A 24,751-nucleotide genomic window follows, 5' to 3' on the forward strand; every position below is an offset into this window, starting at 1 on the left:
CTTATACTGCATAGTGGAACATGATTCAACGCCCGGTTGGTCGGTCGCGGTAGGGCGGACCGAGGTGTTCTTGTCATGGTGCGACTGGATGCAGTGTAACGTCGATGAACATCACAAGGTCCGAGCCGCGGCTGGGTAACAACCCGCTGGGCAGTGGAATAATCGCTGGAACGAGGCCGCCCGCTGGTCGGCTTCCAATGCAACAGGAAAACTGAATGGGTGCGCTGACTGGAATTCGGGTACTGGATCTGAGCAGGGTCTTAGCTGGGCCGTGGTGTGGCCAGATCCTCGCCGATCTCGGGGCAGAGGTGATCAAGGTCGAGCGCCCTGGCAGTGGTGATGATACCCGCGGCTGGGGGCCGCCCTGGATGAAGGATGCGGCAGGGGAGTGGACCGCCGAGGCGTCCTATTACCAGTCGGCCAACCGGGGCAAGCGGTCGGTCGCCATCGATCTGGCCAGCACCGCGGGGCAGGAACTGGTCCGCGCACTGGTGGCGGATTGCGACGTGCTGATCGAGAACTACAAGGCCGGTTCGCTCAAGAAGTACGGCCTGGATTATGCCACCCTGGAGCAGCTCAACCCGCGGCTGGTGTATTGCTCGATCACCGGCTTCGGCCAGACCGGCCCCCGGGCCGCCGAACCGGGCTATGACTTCATCATCCAGGGGCTGGGCGGGCTCATGAGCATTACCGGTGAGCGTGACGACCTGCCGGGCGGTGGCCCGCAGAAAACCGGTGTGGCATTCTCCGACCTGATGACCGGCCTGTATTCCACCATCGCCATCCAGGCGGCGCTGATCAACCGTGAAAAGACCGGCCGCGGCCAGCATTGTGATATGGCGCTGCTGGATGTACAGATTGCTACCTTGGCCAACCAGAGCATGAACTACCTGGCGTCCGGCAAGGTGCCGGGACGTTATGGTAATGCCCACGCCAATATCGTGCCCTATCAGGTCTTCCGCGCCGCCGACCGGGACTTCATCATTGCCTGCGGTAACGACTCCCAGTTCGTTGCGCTATGCAATGCTATCGGCCTACCGGACCTGCCGGCGGATCCGCGTTTTGCGCGCAATGCCGACCGGGTTCAGCATCGAGAGCAGATCATCGCGATTCTGTCGGCGCATTTTCTCGGCGCTACGGCGGATGAGTGGGTCGGCAAGATTCACGCGGTCAAGGTGCCGGTGGGTGCCATCAATAATATTGCCCAGGCGCTGGCGGAGCCGCAGGTGGCGGCGCGTGACATGCTGGTCAATATCCCGCATCCGCTGAATCCCGGGTTCACCATGGTCGGCAGCCCGATCAAGCTGTCCGAGACGCCGGTGGAATACCAGCGCCCGGCGCCAATGCTGGGTCAGGATACCGAAGCGGTGCTGCGGGAGCGTCTGGGCCTGACCGCTGAACAACTGGCGGGGCTGAAGGAAATGGGCATTATCGAGCAGCCAGCCGGCTGAACATTTTCCGTTCCTACCGGTCTTCCTCTATATAGGTCGCCGCGCGCGGCGGCCTCATTGTTCAGGCACTGGCAGAGCCAGTGATTCCTTCACTTCTTCCATCACGATGTAGCTTTTCGATTCGCGGACGTGGGGCAACTTCAACAGGATGTCGCCGAGCAGTTTGCGGTAGGAGGCCATCTCGTTGATCCGAGCCTTGATCAGATAGTCGAAATCGCCCGACACCAAGTGGCATTCCAGGACGTGGGGCAATTTGAGTACGGCGCGGCGAAACTCCTCGAAGATATCACCGGATTTGTAGGACAGGTTGATCTCGACGAAGACCAGCAGCCCGGCCTCCAGATGGGCAGGATTCAGGCGGGCGCTGTAGCCCATGATCACCCCCTCGCGTTCCAGACGGCGAACCCGTTCGGTGCAGGGAGTGGTGGACAGGCCGACGCGTTCGCCTAGTTCGGTGAAGGCCAGACGGCCTTCCTGTTGCAGCTCTCGGAGAATCTGACGATCAATGCGATCGAGTTCTCTCTGGGCGCGATGCTTGGTTCTCATTGGAGGATCTCACTAGACCTTTGGCTAATTGAACGGAAATTAACGCCAAATATAGCGGATTAAACAGTGAATTCAACTGTAGTGGCTCTCCTATAATCCGGGCAAAGCGATCAGCCCGGAAGCGGCGAGGAGATTAATCATGCGTGTTCTGGTTCTTGGTGGTGGTGTTGTCGGAACTACCAGTGCGTATTATCTGGCCAGGGAAGGATTCGAAGTGACGGTGATCGACCGTCAGCCGGCCGTGGCCGAAGAGACGAGTCATGCCAACGCCGGGCAGATTTCCCCCGGCTACGCGTCGCCCTGGGCCGCTCCCGGTGTGCCGTTGAAAGCCATCAAATGGATGCTGCAAAAGCACGCCCCGTTGAGCATCAAGCCGACCGGTGACATCAACCAGTACCTGTTCATGGCCCGCATGCTGCGTAATTGCACTGCCGCCCGTTACGCCGTGAACAAGGAGCGCATGGTCCGGCTGTCCGAGTACAGCCGCGATTGCCTGGACGAACTGCGCGCGGAGACCGGTATCCAGTATGAGGGCCGCCAGCGGGGGACCACCCAGCTGTTCCGGACCCAGGCCCAGCTGGACAGCGCGGCCAAGGATATTGCCGTGCTCGAGCAAATGGGCGTGCCCTATGAACTGCTGGATCGCAATACCCTGGCGACCGCCGAACCGGCCCTAGCCAAGGTCTCCCACAAGCTGACCGGCGGGCTGCGTCTGCCCAACGACCAGACCGGCGATTGCCTGATGTTCACCCGCCGCATCGCCGAGATGGCGCGCGAGCTGGGCGTTGAGTTCCGCTTCAACCAGACCATTGAGCGCCTGGACTACACCGGTGACCGTCTCAATGGCGTCTGGATCGACGGCAAGCTGGAAACCGCTGACAGCTACGTCATGGCGCTGGGCAGCTATAGCCCGCACCTGCTGGCGCCGCTGGGGATTACTGCACCGATCTATCCGCTCAAGGGCTACTCGATCACTGTGCCGATCACCAACCCGGACATGGCGCCAGTTTCCACCATGCTGGATGAGACCTACAAGGTGGCCATCACCCGCTTCGACAACCGCATCCGGGTCGGCGGCATGGCGGAAATCCGTGGCTACGATCTGAAGATCGATCCGCGCAAGGGGCAGACGCTGAAGATGATTGTCGAGGACCTGTTCCCGGAAGGGGCCGATACGTCCACCATCGATCTATGGACTGGCCTGCGCCCGGCGACGCCGGACGGCACGCCGATCATCGGCAAGACCCGCTACCGCAATCTATTCCTCAATACCGGGCACGGTACCCTCGGCTGGACCATGTCCTGTGGCTCGGCGCGCCTGCTGGCTGACTTGATGGCGAAGAAACCCTCCGCCATCAGCACCGCCGGATTCGATATTTCGCGCTACGGCGACAAGCAGGAGGTTACTCGGGATGCCCATCCAGCGACTGCACACTGATAAGCGCATGAGTCAGATCGTCATCCACCGCGATACCGTCTATCTGGCGGGGCAGGTGGGTGAGAACATGGACGCGGGTATCGAGCAACAGACCCTCGAAACCCTGCAGGAAATAGAAAAGCTGCTTGCCCAGGCGGGCAGTGATAAAAGGCATATACTTTCGGTAACCATCTACCTGAAGAATATCGCGCGCGATTTCGCCGGCATGAATGCCGTGTGGGATCGCTGGCTGCCCGAGGGTGTTGCCCCGGCGCGCGCCACAGTGGAAGCTGGAATGTGCGAATCGGACATTCTGGTCGAAATGTCAGTAGTTGCCGCACTGCCTGAGATAACGCGGCCCGACAACCTATAACTCCAACAAGTTGAGATAAGTAAATGAACAAGCATTCCTTGCAGATAGCCCTGGCCTATATGTCCGTGGTCATTGGCGGTGGCTTTGCCTCCGGCAACGAGGTCCTGCAATTCTTCACTGGTTATGGCTTGGCCGGCATCGCCGGCTCCGTGGTGGCGGCGGTATTGTTTGCCTTCCTGGGCATGCAGATCGCCCGCATCAGCTCGATCATGCAGGCCGGCTCGCACAAGCAGGTGCTGTATATCATCTTCGGCAAGCAAGCGGGATTTGTGGTCGATCTGATCCTGTCCTTCTTCCTCTACGGTGTCGGCGTGGTCATGCTGGCGGGCGCCGGGTCGACCCTGGCCCAGCAGTTCGGACTCGATCCACTGATCGGCTCCATCCTGATGACGGTGTTGGTGATAGGGACGCTGTGTCTCAACGTCAAGGGCATCATCAACCTGATCAGTTCCGTCATGCCATTCCTACTGGTGATGGTACTGGCGATCATGGTCTATTCCATCGTCACCAGTACCGGGTCGGTTGACGAGCTGAACCGGGTAGCGGCGGAGGTGCCGGTCATTACTTTCCTCGGCGCGGATGTGCCTCACTGGGCCTTGAGCGGCTTGCTCTATGCCTCCTTCAATATCGCCGTGGGCTTCCCCATGCTGGCGGTCATCGGCGGTCTGACTGCATCGCCGCGGGCAGCGGGGCGCGGTGGTGTGGCAGGTGGCCTGGGTCTGGGCTTTCTGATCATCCTGTTGAACATCGGTCTGTTTGCCAACCTGGACAAGCTGCAGGGTATCGAGATTCCCACCCTGATGCTGGCGCAGGATATCCATCCATGGCTGGCGGTGCTGCTGTCGCTGGCGCTGGTGGCCATGATCTACAGTACGGCGGTGGGAATGTTCTTTGCCTTCAGCGCGCGTTTCGCCGTGCCTGACACCGTTCGCTTCAAGGTGCTGAGCGCGATATTCGCCGTGGTCGGTCTGGCTTTGAGTCAGGTCGGCTTCACCAAGCTGGTGGGCACTGTCTACCCGATGCTGGGTGTGGTTGGGTTGGTGCTGATCATTGCCATCGCTGCGAGCTGGATCCGTACGCGCAAGCGCTCTGCTGACGAGTTGATCAGAGAGGCCAAGAACCGCATCTGAACCAGTTGCAGTTCCTGAGCAAAGCCGCCTTCAGCCCAGCTGAAGGCGGCTTTGTCGTTAAGGGCAGGTCAATAGTTGACCTCAGGTAGCTGGATACGCTCCAGGCGCACCTTCTCGGTAGGGGCCATGACCGTGGCGGCGCCGTCGACCACCTTCTTGCCGTCCTGATTGAGTACCCGGGTGGCAATCTTCAGCCGGTTCTTCGGTAGCTTCTCCAGGATCTCCAGCTCGATCCGAATCTCGTCACCCAGCCGCACCGGCCGCAAAAAACTCAGCTCCTGCCCGATATAGATAGTCCCCGGCCCGGGTAATTCGCAGGCGATGGCGGCAGAAATGAGCGCGCCCGAAAGCATGCCGTGGGCGATGCGGCCCTTGAAGGGGGTGGTCTGGGCAAATTGCTCGTCGAGGTGCACCGGATTGACATCGCCGGATACAGTGGCGAACAGGATCAGGTCCCGTTCGCTGACACTGTGGCTGACACTGGCGGTGTCGCCTACATTGACTTCATCGTAGGTGCGGCTTTCTAGCATGGACATGGGAAAACTCCGTTGGTGTCTGGGTCGGCATGCAACCGTATTCAGACAATTGATGAAACAGAACGCGATTTTGTATTTTTCGCTATTACTGGTAATTTTGCCCCGAGTACGCGGTACCCCTGAATAATAACAGTGGAGGTGTTCGAGCCGACAGGCTGGCGCCCCAACGGGAGAGATGGATCAAAATGGAAGCATCGTTCTGGAATGACAAACGCCCTCCGGGGGTGGCTGCGGATATCGACCTGAGCCAGTTCAGCTCGATCACCGAAGTATTCGAATCATCCTGTGCAAAGTACGCCGACACGCCTGCCTTCACCAATATGGGCGTGACCCTGACCTATGGCGAGCTGGAACAGCAATCCGCAGCCTTCGCCAGTTATCTCCAGAACTACACCGACCTCAAGCCCGGTGACCGCATCGCCATCCAGATGCCCAACGTCCTGCAGTTCCCGATCGCCGTCTTCGGCGCCATGCGTGCTGGCCTGGTGGTCGTCAATACCAACCCGCTGTATACCGCCCGGGAAATGCGCCACCAGTTCACCGACTCGGGTGCCCGGGCATTGGTCTATATGAACCTGTTCGGCCACCTGGTGCAGGAAGTATTGCCCGATACCGAGATCAAGTATCTGTTCGAAGCCCGCATGGGCGATATGCTGCCGCCGGTCAAGGGACTGCTCATCAATGCCGCGGTCAAGCACCTGAAGAAAATGGTGCCGCCTTACCGGTTGCCCCAGGCGATTCCTTTCAATAAAGCCCTCGCGCGTTGCCGGAGCATGGCCCCCATTCCGGTTACCCGTACCCTGGATGACCTCGCGGTGCTGCAATATACCGGCGGCACCACCGGGGTGGCCAAGGGCGCCATGCTGACCCACGGTAATCTGGTCGCCAACATGCTGCAGGTGTACGCCAACCTCCAGCAGGTGGGGCAGGACGGGCAGCGGCTGCTGCCGGACGGCGGTGAAGTGATCATCGCGCCGCTGCCGCTGTACCATATCTTTGCCTTTACCGTGAATTGCATGTGCATGATGCTGGCTGGGCACCACAACGTGTTGATCACCAACCCGCGGGATATTCCGGGCTTCATCAAGGAGCTCAAGAAGTGGCAGTTTTCCTCCATCGTCGGGCTGAACACCCTGTTCGTCGCACTGATGGATCACCCGGAGTTCGACCAGCTGGACTTCTCCAAACTCAAGAGCACCACCTCGGGTGGCACTGCCCTGGTCAAGGCGACCGCCGAGCGGTGGCAGGGCAGGACCGGCAGCGGCATCGGCGAGGGCTACGGTCTTACCGAGTGTTCTCCGGTGGTCTGCTCCAGCCCCGGTGACGGCCTGGCCCGGCTGGGGACAGTTGGCTTGCCGGTGCCCGGAACGGCGCTGAAGGTGATTGACGAAAATGGCGTCGAGCTGCCGCTGGGCGAGCGGGGCGAGTTGTGCGTCAAGGGCCCACAGGTAATGAAGGGCTACTGGCAACGTGCCGAGGCGACTGCGGAGGCCATGGACGCCGAAGGCTGGTTCCGCACCGGTGACGTGGCGGTGATCGATGAGGATGGCTTTGTCAGCATCGTTGACCGCATCAAGGATCTGGTGATCGTCTCTGGTTTCAACGTCTATCCCAACGAGATCGAAGATGTGGTCTCGGCCCATCCGAAGGTGGCCAGCGCGGCGGTCATCGGGGTGCCGGACGAGCGCTCCGGGGAAGCGGTGAAACTCTTCGTCGTGCCGTCGGCAGCCGACCTGACGGTAGAGGAGCTGAAAGCCTATTGCCGGTCGAATTTCACCGGCTACAAGGTGCCCAAGTACTATGAGATCCGCGACTCCCTGCCGATGAGCCCGGTTGGCAAGATCCTGCGTCGGGAATTGCGCGACCAGTGATGAGCTGATGAGTGAGGAGCCAGAAACCGGCTGACTGATCAGTCGGTTTCTGGCTCCTCCGTACCGCTTTCCCCTCTCTCTGCCAGGTGCCTGTGACCTATGGTCTGAGCTTGAAAAAGCTGTTAGGCTTCAGCCACTTTTCGACCGGAAGCACTGAAATATTCACAAAAGGTCGAACCAATTCTGCCTTAAAAAAGGAGCGCCTGAGTCGCCTGATACCGCAAGGTCGGGCAGAGCAGGGTTCCGAACAATCACAAGACAATAGCAGCGGTAATTGCAACCGGACGCATTACAGGGGGTATACATGCACGCGAGTTTTTGGACCGATAAGTATCCGGAAGGGATCCCAGCGGAAATCAATCCCGATCAATACCCCAACGTCCTGGCGGTACTCAAGGCTTCCTGCGAACGCTTTGCCGACAAGCCGGCGTTCACCAACCTGGGCAAGACCATTACCTGGGGTGAGATGTATCGCCTGTCCGGCGAATTTGCCGCTTACCTGCAGAACCATGCCGGCTTGCAGCCGGGCGATCGCATCGCCGTGCAGCTGCCCAACGTCCTGCAGTATCCGATCGTCGTGTTTGGCGCCATGCGCGCCGGCTATGTGGTCGTCAACACCAACCCGCTGTATACCGCGCGGGAGATGGAGCACCAGTTCAAGGATTCCGGCGCCAAGGCGCTCGTGTGCCTGGCCAACATGGCGCATCTGGCCGAGGAAGTCGTACCCAAGACCGATGTGAAGCATGTCATCGTCACCGAGGTCGGCGACATGCTGCCGCCGCTCAAGCGGATGCTGGTCAATGCCGTGGTCAAGCATGTGAAGAAGATGGTTCCTGCCTGGTCTATTCCCGGGTCGGTCCCCTTCACCAAAACCATGAAGATGGGCGCCAAGGCCAGTTTCAAGGAAGCCAACCCCAGCGCCGAAGATACCGCTGTGCTGCAGTACACCGGCGGGACGACCGGTGTGGCCAAGGGTGCGATGCTGACCCACCGCAATCTGATCGCCAACATGCTGCAGTGCAAGGTGATGATGCCGACCAACATGAAGGACGGTGAAGAGGTCATCATCTGCCCGCTGCCGCTCTATCATATCTACGCTTTCACCTTCCATTGCATGTCGGTCATGTTGCTGGGCGGCCAGAACATCCTGATCACCAACCCGCGGGACATTCCAGCCACCGTCAAGGAAATGAGCCAGTACCGGTTCAGCGCCTTCGTCGGGTTGAACACACTATTCGCCGCCCTGTGCAACAGCGAGCAGTTCCGCAAGCTGGACTTCAGCGGTATGAAGTTGACCCTGTCCGGCGGCATGGCGTTGCAGCAGGCCACCGCCGAGCGCTGGCACAAGGTCACCGGCTGCGAAGTGTCCGAAGGTTACGGCATGACTGAAACCAGTCCGGTGGTCTCGGTCAACCCGGCCGATGCTACCCAGCTGGGTACCATCGGCATCCCGGTGCCCTCGACCCTCTGCAAGGTGATCGACGAGGACGGCCAGGAGTTGCCGGTGGGCGAGCGTGGCGAGCTGTGCGTCAAGGGCCCACAGGTGATGAAGGGCTACTGGCAGCGCCAGGACGCCACCGACGAAGTATTAAGTGCCGATGGCTGGCTGCAGACGGGTGATATCGCGATCATCCAGGAAGACGGCTATATGCGCATCGTCGACCGCAAGAAGGACATGATCGTGGTGTCCGGCTTCAACGTCTATCCCAATGAGCTGGAAGACGTGATGGCGGCGATTCCGGGTGTGCTGCAGTGTGCCGCCATCGGCGTGCCCAGTGACAAGTCCGGTGAGGCAATCAAGGTATTCGTGGTCAAGGAGCCGGGCGCGCAGCTGACGGCCGAGCAGGTCAAGAGCCATATGCGTGAGAAACTGACCGCCTACAAGGTGCCCAAGGACGTGGAGTTCCGTGACAGCCTGCCGACCACCAACGTTGGCAAGATCCTGCGCCGCGAGCTGCGGGACGAGGAGCTGAAGAAACTCGGCGCAGCATAACGCGCGATTCTTTGCGACAATAAGCCCCGCCCGGGTCTCCGGGCGGGGCTTTTTCGTACTGCGCTTGTGCCCCGCGTGATGAAACCTCTGACAGACAGGACCGCATGACCGATCTCGACACCCTTGCCGCCAATCTTGACCACGTCATGTCCGCCGACCGCGCCAAATTGCAACGTCAGTTGCAATCGCTGGGGCGTAACCCGGAGCCGGCGCGGCTGGACCAGTGGCTGGCGCGGATGACCGCGTCCGCGGCCCGCATGACCGCGCGGCGGGCGAGCGTGCCGCAGGTGCACTATGATGACAGCCTGCCGATTGCCGCCAAACGCGACGAGATCAAGCGCGCCATTGCCGGCAGCCAAGTGGTGGTGATCGCCGGGGAAACCGGCTCGGGCAAGACCACCCAGTTGCCGAAGATCTGCCTGGAACTGGGCCGGGGTGCCCATGGCCTGATCGGCCATACCCAGCCGCGGCGCCTGGCCGCCCGCAGCGTCGCCAGTCGGGTGGCTGATGAGCTGGGCACGCCCCTGGGTGAGCTGGTCGGCTTCCAGGTGCGCTTTACCGATCAGAGCAACGAGCGCACCCTGGTCAAGCTGATGACCGACGGGATCCTGCTGGCGGAAACCCAAAATGATCGATTCCTGTCGCGCTACGATACCCTGATCATCGACGAGGCCCACGAGCGCAGTCTCAACATCGATTTCCTGCTCGGCTATCTGAAGACCATCCTGCCGCAGCGACCGGATCTGAAGGTCATCATCACCTCGGCCACCATTGATCTGGAGCGTTTCTCCGCCCATTTCGACGATGCCCCCATCATCGAAGTGTCCGGGCGCACCTTCCCAGTGGATGTCTGGTACCGGCCCTTGTCGGCGGAAGTGGACGAGGAGGGCAACCGGGTCGAGGAAGACCTGAGTATCGATCAGGGGATCCTCGCGGCACTGCGGGAGCTGGAGACGCACGAACGGGCTTCCGGCAAGCCGCCAGGCGACGCGCTGGTGTTTCTGCCGGGGGAGCGGGAGATTCGCGATACCGCCGATTTCCTGCGCAAGGCCAATCTGCGCCACACCGAAATACTGCCGCTGTACGCCAGGTTGTCGGTGGCCGAGCAGCAGAAGATCTTCTCCAGCCACGCCGGGCGCCGGGTGATCCTGGCGACCAACGTGGCCGAGACCTCGCTCACCGTCCCCGGTATCGTCTATGTGATCGACCCCGGTGAGGTGCGGATCAGCCGCTACAGTCCGCGCTCCAAGGTGCAGCGGCTGCCGATTGAGCCGGTCTCCCAGGCCAGTGCCAATCAGCGCAAGGGCCGCTGCGGCCGGGTAGCGCCGGGTATCTGCGTGCGCCTGTATGACGAGGCGGACTTTCTGAGCCGCCCGGCATTCACCGATCCGGAAATCCTGCGCACCAACCTGGCCGCGGTAATCCTGCAGATGCTGCACCTGCGCCTGGGGCGGATCGAGGACTTTCCCTTTATCGAGCCGCCGGATGGCCGCGCCATCAGCGATGGCTTCAACCTGCTGCAGGAGCTGGGGGCGGTCGAGCGTGATGGCTGCATCACTGAGGTGGGCCGGCAATTGGCGCGCCTGCCGGTGGACCCGCGTATTGGCCGCATGCTGATCGAAGCGGCGAGCCTGGGTAGCCTGCAGGAAGTACTGATTATTGCCAGCGCGCTGGCGGTGCAGGACCCGCGCGAGCGGCCCATTGAACGCCAGCAGGCGGCGGACCAGGCCCATGCCCAGTGGCGTGATGACCAATCCGACTTCGCCGCCTTCGTCAATCTGTGGCGCGGTTTCGAGGAGCAGCGCCAGGCGTTGTCGCAGAACCAGCTGCGCAGCTGGTGCCGTCGCCAGTTCCTGAACTACCTGCGCATGCGCGAATGGCGCGAGACCCACCGGCAACTGCTGCTGACCTGCCGGGATATGGGACTGCAGATCAATAACGAGCCGGCGGGGGCTGATCCCGTGCACAAGGCGCTGCTCGCCGGCCTGCTGAGCCACCTGGGTAACCGCACCGAGGAGGGCGACTACCTCGGTGCCCGGCAGCGGCGCTTCATGCTGCATCCGTCCTCCGCCCTGGCGAAGAAGCGCCCGCCATGGGTGATGGTCGCTGAGCTGACCGAGACCCGGCGACTCTACGGGCGCCTGGCCGCGAAGATCGACCCGCTGTGGGTCGAACCCCTGGCTGACCATCTGACCAAAACCAGTCACAGCGAGCCCCACTGGGAGAAAAAGCGCGGCCAGGTGGTGGCCTTCGAGCAGGTCACCCTCTACGGGCTGATCATAGTGCCGCGGCGCAAGGTGCACTTCGGTCCGATCGATCCGGTGGTGTCCCGCGAGCTGTTCATTCGCCACGCCCTGGTTGAAGGCCACTGGCATGGCCGGGCGGCGTTCAACCGCGCCAACCAGGCGCTGCTGGAGGAGCTAGACGCCCTCGAAGCCAAGGCGCGCAAGCGTGACATCCTGGTCGATGACGAGACCCTGTACCGTTTCTTCGACCAACGGATCCCGGAACACATCTATCAGCTGGCCAGCTTTGAACGCTGGCTCAAGCGCACCAGCCAGGAGCAGCCCAACCTGTTGCACATGACCCGGGAGGATCTGCTGCAGCGTGAAGCCAATGAGGTCAGTGCCGAGCAGTATCCCGATACCCTGCGCTGGCAGCGTGTGGCCCTGCCGCTCAGCTATCATTTCGAGCCGGGCCATCCCGCCGACGGGGTGACCCTGAAGGTGCCTGCCGCATTGCTGCGCCAGTTGCCAGAGGAGCGTCTGGAGTGGCTGGTGCCGGGCCTGTTGTATGACAAGTGCGTGGCCCTGGTGCGCGGTCTGCCCAAGGCGCTGCGCAAGAACTTTGTGCCGGTGCCCGATTTTGTCCGGGCGGCGCTGGAGCGCATGCCCTTTGGCGAAGGCAAGTTGACCCAGGCTCTGGGCCGCGAGCTTACCCGCATGACGGGTGTGCGGCTGAACGAGGACGACTGGGCCGATATCAACCTGGATGAGCATCTGCGGATGCGTATCGAGGTGGTTGATGCGGATGGTAAACTTATAGCGGCGGGCCGTGATTACAGTGCGTTGTGCAGCCAGTTGAGCGGGCAGTTGGTGGACCGTCCGGCGGCTGAGGCCGCGCCCGCTGTGAGCCCATCCACGCCCGCCGGCCAGACCGCCTTGCCGGAGAAGGTCAGCCAACGCCAGGCGGGTATCGATGTCGATTTCTGGCCAGCCTGGGTGGAGCAGGGCGATGGGGTGGTGGAACAGCTGTTCGACAACCCGGCCCAGGCCCAGCAGGCCCATCGGCTCGGGGTGCAACGGCTGCTGCTGCAGGCGTTGTCCGAGCAGGCCAAATTCCTGCGGCAGAAGCTGGGCGCGGTGAAGGAAGCGGCTATCTACTACCGCGAACTGGGTAACCAGCAGCAATTGACCGACGATGTGTTGCTGGCGGCGGTCGACCGGGCCTGTCTACCGGCCGGCGAGCCGCTGCCGCGCAGTCCCGCCGAGCTGCAGGCGCGGGCGGCAGCGGGGCGGGCGGAGTTCGTACCGAACGCCGAGCAGCTCGCCGCCCAGGTGCTGGCCATCCTCAAGGGCTGGCATGGTCTGCAAAAACGCCTCAAGGGCAAGATCGACCTGTCCCGTGCGATCGCCATGAATGATATCCGCGACCAGCTCGGTCGGTTGGTGTTCAAGGGGTTCGTGCGCAGCGTACCGGCGGAATGGCTGGCGCAATACCCGCGCTACTTCACAGCAATCGAACAGCGGCTGGACAAACTGCCCGGACAGGTGCAGCGTGACCGGGTATGGACCGAGGAAATCCAGCATTTCAACGAGCTGTACCGTACCCGGGCCGAGCGCTACCGGCTGGAAGGGCGGCAGGACGACCGCCTTGAACAGTGGCGCTGGATGCTGGAAGAATACCGGGTGTCCCTGTTTGCCCAGCAGCTGGGTACTCGCGTGCCGGTATCGGACAAACGCCTGAAGAAGCTCTGGCAGGAAATTATTGCCTGAGCAGCGAGCCCGACCCTCGGTTTTTTATAAAAAAGGACTTGTCTGGTGATTGAAGAGCGGATGGTCTCCATCGCCGTGTCCGGGGCAGCGGACGCCTCGATAGCGTTACGGCGCTTTACTCCACTGGCTGGCGGCCCCGCCATCCTGCTGCTGCACGGCCTGGGCGAGCGGGGCGAGGTGTTCCGCCCCGCGGCCGGGGCCGGGCTGGCGCCCTGGTTGGCCGAAGTGGGGTATGACGTCTATGTACCAGACCTGCGCGACCGCGCTACCCAGAGCTCGCCGCTGCCCGATATTTCCCAGACGCAATTGATCTGCGAGGATCTGCCGGCGCTGTTCCAGCTGATCGCCGGGGAGCATCCCGCGGAGCGTTTTGCCGTCATCGCCCATGGGTGGGGCGGCGTGCTGTTGGCCTGTGCCCTGTGCCGGGAGCCGACCTGGCTGGACCATGTTGCGGGAGTGGTGCATATCGGTGCGCGGCGCGTCTGCGCACAACGCAATTGGCAGCGCTGGCTGCAGCTGGATCTGTTATGGAACCGGCTGGCGCCCCTGTGGGGACGGCGCCTCGGATATGTACCGCTGAGCCGACTTGGCCTGGGCACCGCCGATATATCCCTGAGGCTGCATGCTGATGCCCAACTGTGGCAAAATGGCGGCAATTGGCGGGATCCGCAGGACGGTTTCGATTATTCTGCGGCATTGGACGGGATCACCTGGCCGAGCAGTCTGTATCTGGCTGGCCGCGGGGATCATTGCATGGGGCACTTTGCCGACGTCAAGGCATTTGCCCGGGAGTTGGGGCGGCATGACGCGCAGTTGCTGAAGCTGCAGCGAGGCGCCGGCAGCTCCCGTGATTATGGCCACCGTGATGTGCTGACGCACCCCCAGGCCATGGATGACCATTTTCCACTGATATTGTCCTGGCTGGCGCGCCAGACGGACGTCCAGACGCCATAGCAAAACCACCCAGAGGCCGTGCCGCCCCTACGCGCGACGCAGTCAATTACATCGAATATGAAGAGGTCCGACCGTGCAGAAAGTAGTCATCAGCGGCACAGGTTTGTACACCCCCCCGAACAGCATCAGCAACGACGAGTTGGTAGCCAGCTTCAATGCCTGGGCCGAGCGGTTCAATCAGGACAATGCCGAGGCCATCGCCGCCGGCGAGTTGGCACCTGCGCCCCTGTCGAGCAGCGAGTTCATCGAGAAGGCATCCGGTATCAAGAGCCGCCACGTGATCAACAAGAGCGGTATTCTCGATATCGACCGCATGGTTCCGGACATCCCCGAGCGCAGCAACGACGAGTGGTCGATTCTCTGCGAGATGTCGGTCAAGGCTGCCACCGAAGCCCTGGAACGTGCCGGGCGCACCGCTGCCGATATCGATGGCGTGATTGTCGCCTGCTCCAACCTGCAGCGTCCCTACCCGGCGATTGCCGTTGAGGTGCAGGCTGCCCTGGGTATCCAGGGGTTCGGCTTCGACATGAACGTGGCCTGTTCTTCCGCCACCTTTGGCATCCAGACCGCGGCCAATACCGTCAGTACCGGCCAGGCCCGTGCCGTGCTCATGGTCAACCCGGAAATCTGCACCGGGCATATGAACTTCCGCGACCGGGACAGCCATTTCATCTTTGGCGATGCCTGCACGGCGGTGATTGTCGAGCGTGCCGAGGACGCGGTGTCCGAGCATCAGTTCGAGATCGTCGGCACCAAGCTACTGACCCAGTTCTCCAACAACATCCGCAACAACTTCGGCTTCCTCAACCGGGCCGATGAGAGCGGTATTGATCATCCAGACAAACTGTTCGTCCAGGAAGGCCGCAAAGTGTTCCGTGAAGTGTGCCCGATGGTCGCCGAGCTGATCGGCAAGCATCTGGAGGAGGTCAAGCTCTCGGTTGCCGACGTGAGCCGGTTCTGGCTGCACCAGGCCAACCTGAACATGAACATGCTGATCGCCCGCAAGTTGCTGGGCCGCGACCCGGACCTGGAGAAAGAGGCCCCGGTGGTGCTGGACGAATACGCCAACACGAGTTCTGCCGGCTCGATCATCGCCTTCCACAAATATCAGGACGATCTGCCCTCCGGCAGCCATGGGGTTATCTGCTCCTTCGGTGCTGGTTACTCCATCGGTAGCGTCATCGTTCGCAAGCGGTAATAACGCCCGTCCTGCTGCCCCCGGCAATCCTGCCGCGGGGCAGCGCAGTTCCCCCAACACGGCACTTCTTCCTGCAACAGTGCTCTTGCTGCGGCCTAGTCGCAATCGATCTGAAAAAGTTCCCCCTGACTTCGAATCTTCATATTCCCGCAAGCTCCCTGTCACATCGGGTTTCCATAATCGCTCCCGTCGAAACAAAACAACGTCAGTTACGCAGGATGGCGTTTTACAAACCCGAAGGAGTTTTTCCCGATGAAGAAGAAGTTGATTGCGATTGTTGTCGGTGCTGCAGCTGTCATGCCCGCCCTGGCCATGGCTGACGTGAGCATCTACGGTCGTGCCCACGTTTCCACCGACTTCCTGGATGATGGCGCCGATTATTCCGAAACCAACATCTCCAGCAACTCTTCACGCTTGGGCTTCAAAGGTGATCACCAGATCAACCCGAACCTGAAAGCGTTCTTCCAGATTGAGCAGCAGATCAACTTCTCCAGCGGCAGCAGCGATGATGACAGCACCAATTTCGCTACCCGTGACACCTTCGTTGGTCTTGAGGGCAGCAACTGGGGATCCGTGCAGCTGGGTCGTTTCGACAGCCCGTTCAAGGTAGCCCGTGGTCCGGCCAACCTGTTCGGTGACCAGGTGGGCGATATGCGCAACCTGACGCGTGTCGGCAACGCCCGTTTCGATGAGCGTTATGACAACACCGTGCAGTACACCACCCCGAGCCTTGGCGGCTTCAATATCAAGCTGGCTTATTCGGTGTACGAAGGGCAGTCGGTAGTTGAAGACGAAGACTCCGATGCCTTCAGCACCTCGCTGAACTATGCTTCCGGCCCTTTCGAAGGCTCCCTTGCCTATGAGACTGCCGAAGCCGATACCGGCCGCGGCGAGCGCGACGGTATTCGTGCCGCGGCAGCCTACAAGCTGACTGATGCATTCAAGATGGTCGGTTTCTACCAGACTACAGAATACGACGATGCCGATGCCACGGCCGAGCAGCGTGACCTGTGGACTGCCGACGTGTTTGGCCTGGGTGGTGAGTTCAAATTTGCCCCCAATACCGCACTGAAGGCGATGTACATGACCCGTGACGCCGACGCTGACAACGCTGATAGCGACATGTGGGTCCTGGGTGTGGAGCACAAGCTGGACAAGGCTGTTCGAGTCTATGCGAACTATGCCGTCGTGGATAATGACGACAATGTCGCCCTGACACCGTGGAGCCAGGCGCGTAGTGCCGATCCGGACGATGCTGACGCATCGGGTGAAAAGGCCACTGGTTTCACCGTAGGTCTGCGCTACGACTTCTGATCCCTCTGATGGGAACGGAATAGCCGAACCGGGTTGCTCGCCACGAGCAACCCGGTTTTTTGTTCGCGGCGCGCGGATGCGCGATTCCAGGTCGACCGCCCCTGGCGTGTCATCGAATTGAAATCATTTGTTCTTATTCTTGTTTCGCCTGCCACCCTGCTGGGTGGCCGCAACCACCCAGCCTGCCCAACCGCATCAAGGAGTTTCCATGCGTAGTCTTTTCGTCATTGCCATTACCTGCCTGTTATCGGCCTGCGCTCAGCAATCCCAGGTGCAGCTCTATCCTGGTTCGCCGCTATCCGACGCGCAGGTGCTCACCGTGGTGGTGCCCAATGAACTCGAAGTGCAGAGTATCAACGGCCGGCAGATCCCCTCCGCCAACTGGAGTTTTGGTAACGCTGACAAGCGCCTGGAACTGCAGCCAGGGGCCTACCAGATCAACGCGTTCTACAAGAACGGCTTCGACATTGATGGCGGTATAAGCCATGAGGTCGTGCGTGGGCGTACGGCGGTATTCACTATCGATGGCCAGGCCGGTGAACTGTGGCAACTGGACTTCGATCGCCCCGAGAATCTGCAGCAGGCCAAGGCCTTTGAAACCGAGTTTGTGGCCTGGGCCGTCAATGCCCGTACCGGTGAGCGGCGGTCCGCTGTAGCTGGTCAGCGTAACGACTCTTTGATCAACAACCTGATTGGAGGCAGCACCGATTCGGTAGCCGAGCAAACCACCGTGGCGCCGCTGGGTGCTGCCCCAGCCGCCGCACAGGCCGTTCCGGCACAAGGTGTTACACCGTTGCCGGGCACAGCGGCTGCGGCAACCCTGCCCCATAACGATGCAACCCTGAGCACGCTGCAACAAATGTGGCAGTTGCTGGGTGAGGACAGCCGCGCTGCCTTCCTGGAGTGGGCTCAGCAGTAAGGTTCTGCTCTCCACGGGAGGCAGACAAGCCTCCCGCCGGCCTGTCCGCTGTGGCATGCTTGTCGCCATGCAGATACGCCAACTCAATCACATCAACGACATCTCCGCCGCCGCCTGGGACGGGCTGCTGGCGACGGATTATCCCTTCCTCCGCCACGCTTTTCTGAATGCCCTGGAGTCCAGTGGCTCGGTGAGCCCGGCCCATGGCTGGCAGCCCGCCCACCTGGTGGTGGAAAACCCCGACGGCAGCCTGCAGGCGCTGTTACCCCTGTATCGCAAGCAGCATTCCTGGGGCGAGTACGTCTTCGACTTCCAGTGGGCGGACGCCTGGGAGCGGGCAGGGCAGCGGTACTATCCCAAGCTGACGGCGGCGATTCCCTACTCGCCGGTACAGGGGCCGCGCCTGCTGGCGCGCTGCGCCGGCAGCCGGCAGCTGATCATCGATTGGCTCAACCGCGCGGTGGCGACACGGCAGGTCAGCGGCGCGCACCTGCTATTCAACGATGGCCGGGAGAATGACGCGCTGGCTGCTGCCGGCTGGGTGCAGCGGTTCGGCTGCCAGTTCCATTGGTTCAACCGGGGCTACAGCTGCTTCGATGACTTTCTCGCGGCCTGCAACTCGCGCAAGCGCAAGAACTTCCGCAAGGAGCGGCAGAGCGTGGCCGGACAGGGGATCGAGTTCGAGTGGTTGGCGGGTGGCGAGATTGGCATGGGCGACTGGGAGCGCTTCTATCCCTTTTATGCTGCCACCTATCTCAAGCGCGGCCGCCACCCCTATCTCAACGAGGCGTTCTTCCAGCTGCTGTCGACAGGCATGGCCGACGCCGTGCGGCTGATCTTTGCCCGGCAAGCCGGTCGCGATGTGGCCGGCGCGCTGTTTCTGGCTGACGCTGGCACCCTCTACGGTCGCTATTGGGGGTGCCTGGAAGAATATGACCGGTTGCACTTCGAGGTGTGCTTTTACCAGGGTATGGAGCGGTGCATGGCCGAGGGGCTGGCCCGCTTTGACGCCGGCGCCCAGGGGGAGCAGAAGTTGCTGCGGGGGTTCGAGCCGGTATTGACCCAGTCCTGGCACCGCCTGCAGCCCGGCCTGCACGAGGCGGTGGCGGACTTTCTCGGCCACGAGCGGGACGACATCCAGGCCTATCAGCAGGAGGCGGCGGGCTATCTGCCCTATCGCCAGGAAGTCAGCCCCTGAGTAGGAAGCAGGAGGGGCTGACCGGGAATTTTACTCGGCCGCTTCGACCCGCTTGGCGCTGATGATGGTGACCGGATTGCGCGGCACATCCTGATGGCCGCCCTGGCTGCCAGTTGGCACCTTGGCGATGGTTTCCACCACATGTTCGCCGCTGACCACCTTGCCAAAGACTGCATAGCCGAAGTCGCGGCTGCCGTGATTGAGGAAGTCATTGTTGGCCAGGTTGATGAAGAACTGGCTGGTGGCGCTGTCGCGTACCTGGGTACGTGCCATGGCAACGGTGTAGCGATCGTTCTTCAGGCCATTATCCGCTTCGTTCTTGATCGGCTTGCCGACGGCGCGCTGGCGCATGTCCGCATCGAAGCCGCCACCCTGGATCATGAAACCCGGGATGACGCGGTGGAAGATCAAGCCGTCATAATGACCAGCGTCGGCATAGCGCAGAAAGTTTTCCACGGACACCGGCGCGGCTTCCGCATTAAGCTCCAGCTCGATATCGCCATGGCTGGTATTCAGCAGGACGCGGGGGTTGTCCGCCAGCGCGGCGGTACTGGCCAGCAGCAGGGCACAGGTTCCGATCAGTTTCTTCAGCATGTTCGTCTCCATGGCAGGGCGCGGAACGCCGTTGCAGATTCAGGTGGGCATCGAGTGTAAGCACAACCGCGGGCGGGCACAACGCCGTCGTGGCACGCGCATCAGCGCTGGGAGTGCTCGACGATAAGGTCGGCCAGGATCTGGGTTGCAGGGCCCAGGGGCTTGTCCTTGTTGGCATAGAGAAACATGTTGGCGGCGCGCCGGGCGCCCTGGGCCAGCGGCAGCGCCTTGAGGGTGCCCCGGGTCAACCGTTCCGCGATCTCGTGCTCGGGAAGCCAGGCAAAGCCCAGCCCGCACATGACTAGCTTGGTGGCGGTGTTCAGGTTGGTGACCGTCCAGCGCTGTTCGGCGCCCAGCCAGCCTGCGTCCCGGGGCTGGCGCCGCCCGGAATCCCGGATGACCACCTGCAGATGGGACTGCAGGTCATGGTGGGTCAATGCCCGGCTGAGCTGATGCAGCGGATGGTCGGGGTGCGCTACGGCGACGAACTCGATGTCGTCGAGTTGCTGGGGCAGGTAGCCGGCAATGGTGATGCCGGAAATCGCCAGGTCGGCGGTGCCGTCATGCAAATATTCCTCCACGCCTGAGAGCACCTCTTCGCGAAGCTGCACGCGGCAACCCTTGCTTTCCGGGATGAAGGCCCGGAGTGCGCGGGCCAATCGCTCGGTAGGGTAGGCGGCATCGACGACCAGCTGCACCTCGGCCTCCCAGCCCTGGTCCATGTTCCAGGCCAGCTCTTCCAGTTGGCTGGCTTCCTTGACCAACTGACGGGAGCGACGCAGCAGCGCGGCGCCTGCTTCGGTCAGAACCGCCTTGCGCCCGGCAATTTCCAGCAGCGGCACGCCCAACTGCTCCTGCATACGGGCTACGGTGTAACTGACCGACGACTGCGAACGATGCAGTGCCTCGGCCGCCTGGGCGAAGCCGCCATGGTCGACGACGGCCTGCAGGGTGCGCCATTGGTCCAGGGTGACGCGTGGTGCTTTCATCGGGGGAGCCTCTGGCCTATCGTTAAGTGATCCGAACTGCCGATCCGAGGGTGCAATGTACCAACTTTTACTGTCTGTCGGGATAGCCCTGGCCGGGCCCGCACTCGCGGCGCCGTTCCCTATCGATATTCATCTGGAGCCCGGCGCTGCCGAGGTGTCGGCGACCACTACCGATCTGAGCAATATCGCTGCGGTCAAGCTGACCAGCCATGCGCAGGTGCCGTTGCGCTGCGCGGCTACCTTCGTCAACGGGCCGGAGCGGCCGCTGCCCAGACGGTTGCGCCTGGCGCCGGGGGAGGAGGTGGTAGTGACCCATGAGTTTACCCGGCAGATCATTCGCGTTCGGGTGAATATTGATTGCGCGCCCGAATGACTTTCTTCCAGGCACAAAAAACCCGGCAATAGCCGGGTTTCTCGATATTGGCTCCGCGACCAGGACTCGAACCTGGGACCCAATGATTAACAGTCATTTGCTCTACCGACTGAGCTATCGCGGATCGGATAGCGCGCACTTTACCAAAAAATTCATCCAAGTCAATACCTTGAACCGCTTTTCAATAAGTGTGCGCAGGTTCCAGCTCACGCCTCGAGCATGACCTTGGCCATGGCATCGGCGACCAGATCGATATTCTTCTGGTTGAGCGCCGCGACGCAGATGCGACCGCTGCCAACGGCATAGATGGCAAACTCTTCGGCCAGTCGGGCTACCTGCTGACGGCTCAGGCCGGAGTAGGAGAACATCCCGCGCTGCTGTTCGATGAAGCTGACATCCTGGGTCACGCCAGCGGCGCGCAGCTTTTCTGCCAGGGCCTGGCGCATCTGCTTGATGCGTACCCGCATCTCCGCCAATTCTTCAACCCACATGGCGTACAGCTCGGCGTTGTTCAGTACCTCGGCAACGACCTTGGCGCCGTGGGTTGGCGGATTGGAATAGTTGGTGCGAATGACCCGCTTGAGCTGGGACAGGACCCGCTCGCCTTCCTCAGGCGTCTCGGTGATCAGGGTCAGGGCGCCGACACGTTCGCCGTAGAGCGAGAAGGACTTGGAGAAGGAGCTAGCGATCAGGCACGGCAGGCCCGCCTCGGCGAACAGGCGCACCGCGAAGGCATCGTCTTCGAGATTATCGCCAAAACCCTGGTAGGCGATGTCCAGGAAAGGCACATGGTTGCGCTTGCGCACGACCTCGATCACCTGCTGCCACTGCTGCGCATCCAGATCGACGCCGGTCGGGTTGTGGCAGCAGGCGTGCAGTAGCACTACGCTGCCTTCGGGCAGGGCTTCGATGCCCTTTAGCATGCCCTGCAGATTCAGCCCGTGGGTGGCCGGATCGTAATAGGGGTAGGTCACCACCTCATAGCCCGCGGTCTCGAACAGCGAGCGGTGGTTCTCCCAGCTAGGATCGCTGATCGCTACGAGGCGCTTGCCGGCCTGGCGGTAGAGGAAGTCCGCACCCAGCTTGAGGGCACCGGTGCCGCCCAGTGATTGCGCGGTGACCAGGCGGCCGGATGACAGCAGCGCGGACTCGGCGCCCAGCAGCAGCTTCTGCACTGCCAGATCATAGGGTGCCAGGCCTTCCATGGGCAGATAGGTGCGCGCCGCGCGCTCGGCAACGCGGGCGTCTTCTGCTGCCTGAACGGCGCGCAGCAGAGGAACCTTGCCGTTTTCGTCGTAATAGACGCCAACGCCCAGATTGACTTTTGCGGTACGCGGATCGGCATTGAAGGCTTCGTTCAAGCCAAGGATGGGATCGCGTGGCGCCATTTCAACGGGGGAAAACAGACTCATGATATGGGCAGACTCGAAACAGGTGAATGTAAGTGTCGGGCTGTGCCGCGGGCGGCCGACTATTATAAACAGAGACCGGCGCGCGGCGCGAGTCTGCCCTCCGGGGTGCGGCGAGTAAATGCCGCCGGAACCGGACGCCGGGCCGAGCAATGCTATGATGAGGGCTGTCTGTCCATTCGCGGTGCCGTCGACTCATGACCCAGTTCAAACTGCAAACCCGTTTCCAACCCGCCGGAGACCAGCCAGTTGCCATCGAGCAACTGGTGGAAGGTCTGGAAGCCGGCCTGTCCCACCAGACGCTGCTTGGGGTTACCGGTTCAGGGAAGACCTTTACCATCGCCAACGTTATCCAGCGGGTCCAGCGCCCGGCGATCATCATGGCGCCGAACAAGACCCTGGCCGCCCAGTTGTACGGCGAGTTTCGCGAGTTCTTTCCGAACAACGCGGTGGAATATTTTGTCTCCTATTACGACTACTACCAGCCCGAGGCCTACGTACCGGCCTCGGACACCTTTATCGAGAAGGACGCCTCGATCAACGACCACATCGAGCAGATGCGGCTATCCGCCACCAAGGCGCTGATGGAGCGGCCGGACGCAATCATTGTCGCCACGGTATCGGCGATTTACGGCCTGGGTGATCCCCAGTCCTACCTGCGGATGGTGTTGCATATCGACCGGGGCGACATCCTCGACCAGCGCACCATGCTGCGTCGGTTGGCTGAGCTGCAGTACACGCGCAACGATATGGAATTGTCTCGAGCGACCTACCGGGTGCGCGGCGATGTCATCGATGTGTATCCGGCTGAATCCGACCTGGAAGCCATTCGCATCGAGCTGTTCGACGAAACGGTCGAAACGATCAGCTTCTTCGACCCGTTAACAGGTGAAGTGCTACGTAAGGTTCCGCGCGTAACTATTTATCCCAAATCACATTATGTGACGCCGCGAGAGAAACTGCTGGAGGCGGTAGAGGAAATCAAGGTCGAGCTCAAGGAGCGCCTGGCGGTGCTCAATAGCCAGAACAAGCTGCTCGAAGCCCAGCGCCTCGAACAGCGGACCCGCTTCGATATGGAAATGATCATGGAGCTGGGATACTGCAACGGCATCGAGAACTACTCCCGCTACCTGTCCGGCCGGCCACAGGGTGAGGCGCCGCCGACCCTGTTCGACTATCTGCCGCAGAACGCCCTGCTGATCATCGACGAGTCCCACGTCTCGGTGCCCCAGGTCGGCGCCATGTACAAGGGTGACCGCTCACGCAAGGAGACGCTGGTGGAATATGGCTTCCGGTTGCCGTCGGCACTGGATAACCGCCCCATGCGCTTTGACGAGTGGGAAGCCATCTCGCCCCAGACGATCTTTGTCTCGGCCACGCCCGGCCCCTATGAAGAAACTCACGCCGGGCGGGTGGTGGAGCAGGTAGTGCGGCCGACCGGTCTGGTGGACCCGCTCATCGAAGTGCGTCCGGCGACGACACAGGTGGACGATCTACTCTCGGAAATCGGCCTGCGGGTCGCCCAGGGCGAGCGGGTATTGGTGACGACGCTGACCAAGCGCATGGCCGAGGACCTCACCGACTACCTGGCCGACCACGGCGTGCGGGTGCGCTACCTGCACTCGGATATCGATACCGTAGAGCGGGTGGAAATCATCCGCGACTTGCGTATCGGCGGTTTCGATGTGCTAGTGGGTATTAACTTGTTGCGCGAAGGCCTTGATATGCCTGAAGTTTCCCTTGTGGCCATTCTTGACGCCGACAAGGAGGGCTTTCTGCGCTCGGAGCGCTCGCTGATCCAGACCATCGGCCGCGCTGCCCGAAATCTGAACGGCAAGGCCATCCTCTATGCGGACCGGATGACTGGCTCGATGGAGCGCGCCATCGGCGAAACCGAACGGCGTCGCACCAAGCAGATCGCCTTCAACCTGGAGCATGGCATCACGCCCAAAGGGGTGGTAAAAAGCGTGCAGGACATCCTCGAGGGCGCCGTGGTGCCCGGCAGCCGCTCGAACAAGCGGCGTCAACTCAAGGCGGCGGAGGATGCAGGGGAGTACGCAGTGGAGAAGCTGCGGTCACCCTCGGAAATCACCAAGCGTATTCGGCAGCTGGAAGAGAAGATGTACCAGCATGCCCGGGATCTGGAATTCGAAGCGGCGGCCCAGCTGCGCGACGATATCCAGCAACTGCGCAAGCAACTGGTCAACGTCTGAAGGAATCTGGAGATTTTGCACTTTTTCAGTGACTTAGGGGTTGACGGGTTCCGGGGTGATCCGTATAGTTCGCCTCCATCGCAGGCACGTAGCTCAGTTGGTTAGAGCACCACCTTGACATGGTGGGGGTCGTTGGTTCGAATCCAATCGTGCCTACCAAATTAAAGCCCGATCACCCTGTGATCGGGCTTTTTTTCTTTCTGCGCCGAGCGGGCAGCAGTCGTTGCCTCGCCGGCTATTTCCATCACGTGGCCTTACGTAGCGGTCACCACTGAGAG

Annotated in this window: 19 protein-coding genes and 2 tRNA genes; 15 read left to right on the forward strand and 6 right to left on the reverse strand. The window is 61.5% G+C overall.

Features of this window, described 5'->3' with window-relative positions; genetic code table 11:
• The first annotated feature begins 215 nt into the window (after positions 1 to 215).
• The gene (locus VG99_RS14165; protein ID WP_044501016.1) at positions 216 to 1,451 is read left to right on the forward strand and encodes a CaiB/BaiF CoA transferase family protein; all 1,236 of its coding nucleotides are present in this window, start codon (positions 216 to 218) and stop codon (positions 1,449 to 1,451) included.
• Between the two features lie 54 nt (positions 1,452 to 1,505).
• Here VG99_RS14165 and VG99_RS14170 read toward each other — a convergent pair whose 3' ends face one another.
• A complete protein-coding gene (locus VG99_RS14170) occupies positions 1,506 to 1,997 on the reverse strand; it encodes an Lrp/AsnC ligand binding domain-containing protein (protein WP_044501018.1) in 492 nt (163 codons plus the stop codon).
• A gap of 139 nt (positions 1,998 to 2,136) precedes the next feature.
• Here VG99_RS14170 and VG99_RS14175 point away from each other — a divergent pair, with 139 nt between their 5' ends.
• The 3 genes from VG99_RS14175 to VG99_RS14185 are packed head-to-tail and all read left to right on the forward strand — an operon-like array spanning position 2,137 to position 4,917.
• The gene (locus VG99_RS14175) at positions 2,137 to 3,435 is read left to right on the forward strand and encodes a D-amino acid dehydrogenase (RefSeq protein ID WP_044501021.1); all 1,299 of its coding nucleotides are present in this window, start codon (positions 2,137 to 2,139) and stop codon (positions 3,433 to 3,435) included.
• Positions 3,410 to 3,787, forward strand: coding sequence for a RidA family protein (locus VG99_RS14180; RefSeq protein WP_044501023.1), 378 nt, complete (start codon positions 3,410 to 3,412; stop codon positions 3,785 to 3,787). Before VG99_RS14175 ends, VG99_RS14180 begins: the two co-directional genes overlap by 26 nt.
• A gap of 23 nt (positions 3,788 to 3,810) precedes the next feature.
• On the forward strand, positions 3,811 to 4,917 hold the full coding sequence (locus VG99_RS14185; RefSeq protein ID WP_044501025.1) for a YkvI family membrane protein: 1,107 nt from the start codon (positions 3,811 to 3,813) through the stop codon (positions 4,915 to 4,917).
• Between the two features lie 68 nt (positions 4,918 to 4,985).
• Here VG99_RS14185 and VG99_RS14190 read toward each other — a convergent pair whose 3' ends face one another.
• The gene (locus tag VG99_RS14190; protein WP_044501027.1) at positions 4,986 to 5,453 is read right to left on the reverse strand and encodes a MaoC/PaaZ C-terminal domain-containing protein; all 468 of its coding nucleotides are present in this window, start codon (positions 5,451 to 5,453) and stop codon (positions 4,986 to 4,988) included.
• A 185-nt stretch (positions 5,454 to 5,638) separates the two neighbouring features.
• Here VG99_RS14190 and VG99_RS14195 point away from each other — a divergent pair, with 185 nt between their 5' ends.
• The 8 genes from VG99_RS14195 (at position 5,639) to VG99_RS14230 (ending at position 18,895) form a co-directional block, all read left to right on the forward strand.
• Positions 5,639 to 7,324: a long-chain-fatty-acid--CoA ligase gene (locus VG99_RS14195; protein ID WP_044501029.1), complete on the forward strand. Its 1,686-nt coding sequence runs from the start codon at positions 5,639 to 5,641 to the stop codon at positions 7,322 to 7,324.
• Between the two features lie 304 nt (positions 7,325 to 7,628).
• The gene (gene fadD1 / locus VG99_RS14200) at positions 7,629 to 9,317 is read left to right on the forward strand and encodes a long-chain-fatty-acid--CoA ligase FadD1 (protein ID WP_044501031.1); all 1,689 of its coding nucleotides are present in this window, start codon (positions 7,629 to 7,631) and stop codon (positions 9,315 to 9,317) included.
• A gap of 104 nt (positions 9,318 to 9,421) precedes the next feature.
• Positions 9,422 to 13,312 (forward strand): ATP-dependent RNA helicase HrpA, encoded by a 3,891-nt coding sequence (hrpA, locus tag VG99_RS14205; protein ID WP_044501035.1) that lies wholly within the window; start codon positions 9,422 to 9,424, stop codon positions 13,310 to 13,312.
• A gap of 45 nt (positions 13,313 to 13,357) precedes the next feature.
• Positions 13,358 to 14,266 (forward strand): alpha/beta fold hydrolase, encoded by a 909-nt coding sequence (locus tag VG99_RS14210; protein ID WP_052508817.1) that lies wholly within the window; start codon positions 13,358 to 13,360, stop codon positions 14,264 to 14,266.
• Between the two features lie 73 nt (positions 14,267 to 14,339).
• Positions 14,340 to 15,464 (forward strand): beta-ketoacyl-ACP synthase III, encoded by a 1,125-nt coding sequence (locus VG99_RS14215; protein WP_044501038.1) that lies wholly within the window; start codon positions 14,340 to 14,342, stop codon positions 15,462 to 15,464.
• Positions 15,465 to 15,716: 252 nt separating this feature from the next.
• Entirely contained in the window at positions 15,717 to 16,778 is a 1,062-nt protein-coding gene (locus VG99_RS14220; protein ID WP_044501040.1) for a porin, read from the forward strand.
• Between the two features lie 208 nt (positions 16,779 to 16,986).
• Positions 16,987 to 17,697, forward strand: coding sequence for a DUF2057 family protein (locus tag VG99_RS14225; RefSeq protein ID WP_044501042.1), 711 nt, complete (start codon positions 16,987 to 16,989; stop codon positions 17,695 to 17,697).
• 67 nt (positions 17,698 to 17,764) lie between these two features.
• Complete coding sequence (locus tag VG99_RS14230; RefSeq protein WP_044501673.1) at positions 17,765 to 18,895, forward strand: GNAT family N-acetyltransferase; 1,131 nt, start codon at positions 17,765 to 17,767, stop codon at positions 18,893 to 18,895.
• A gap of 30 nt (positions 18,896 to 18,925) precedes the next feature.
• On the opposite strand, the gene VG99_RS14235 is transcribed toward VG99_RS14230, so the two are convergent.
• Together VG99_RS14235 and VG99_RS14240 are read right to left on the reverse strand one after the other, a co-directional pair.
• Positions 18,926 to 19,489: a peptidylprolyl isomerase gene (locus VG99_RS14235; RefSeq protein ID WP_044501044.1), complete on the reverse strand. Its 564-nt coding sequence runs from the start codon at positions 19,487 to 19,489 to the stop codon at positions 18,926 to 18,928.
• Positions 19,490 to 19,590: 101 nt separating this feature from the next.
• Positions 19,591 to 20,478 carry a LysR family transcriptional regulator gene (locus VG99_RS14240; RefSeq protein ID WP_044501046.1) on the reverse strand — a complete coding sequence of 296 codons (888 nt, stop codon included), beginning with the start codon at positions 20,476 to 20,478 and terminating at the stop codon, positions 19,591 to 19,593.
• A gap of 55 nt (positions 20,479 to 20,533) precedes the next feature.
• On the opposite strand from VG99_RS14240, the gene VG99_RS14245 reads away from it, so the two are divergent.
• Positions 20,534 to 20,851, forward strand: a complete 318-nt coding sequence (locus VG99_RS14245) for a hypothetical protein (RefSeq protein ID WP_044501049.1) — start codon at positions 20,534 to 20,536, stop codon at positions 20,849 to 20,851.
• A 48-nt stretch (positions 20,852 to 20,899) separates the two neighbouring features.
• Here the strand turns inward: VG99_RS14245 and VG99_RS14250 are convergent.
• Together VG99_RS14250 and VG99_RS14255 are read right to left on the reverse strand one after the other, a co-directional pair.
• A tRNA-Asn gene (locus VG99_RS14250) sits at positions 20,900 to 20,975 on the reverse strand.
• Positions 20,976 to 21,057: 82 nt separating this feature from the next.
• Entirely contained in the window at positions 21,058 to 22,263 is a 1,206-nt protein-coding gene (locus tag VG99_RS14255; RefSeq protein ID WP_044501052.1) for an amino acid aminotransferase, read from the reverse strand.
• A 194-nt stretch (positions 22,264 to 22,457) separates the two neighbouring features.
• Between VG99_RS14255 and uvrB the strand changes: the two genes are divergently transcribed.
• Both uvrB and VG99_RS14265 read left to right on the forward strand, forming a co-directional pair.
• Entirely contained in the window at positions 22,458 to 24,473 is a 2,016-nt protein-coding gene (gene uvrB, locus VG99_RS14260; protein WP_044501054.1) for an excinuclease ABC subunit UvrB, read from the forward strand.
• Between the two features lie 82 nt (positions 24,474 to 24,555).
• Positions 24,556 to 24,632, forward strand: a tRNA-Val gene (locus tag VG99_RS14265).
• Positions 24,633 to 24,751 lie beyond the last annotated feature (119 nt).

The organism is Pseudomonas saudimassiliensis (assembly GCF_000939975.1).
In the GTDB taxonomy this organism is placed as follows: Bacteria; Pseudomonadota; Gammaproteobacteria; order Pseudomonadales; family Pseudomonadaceae; genus Halopseudomonas; species Halopseudomonas saudimassiliensis.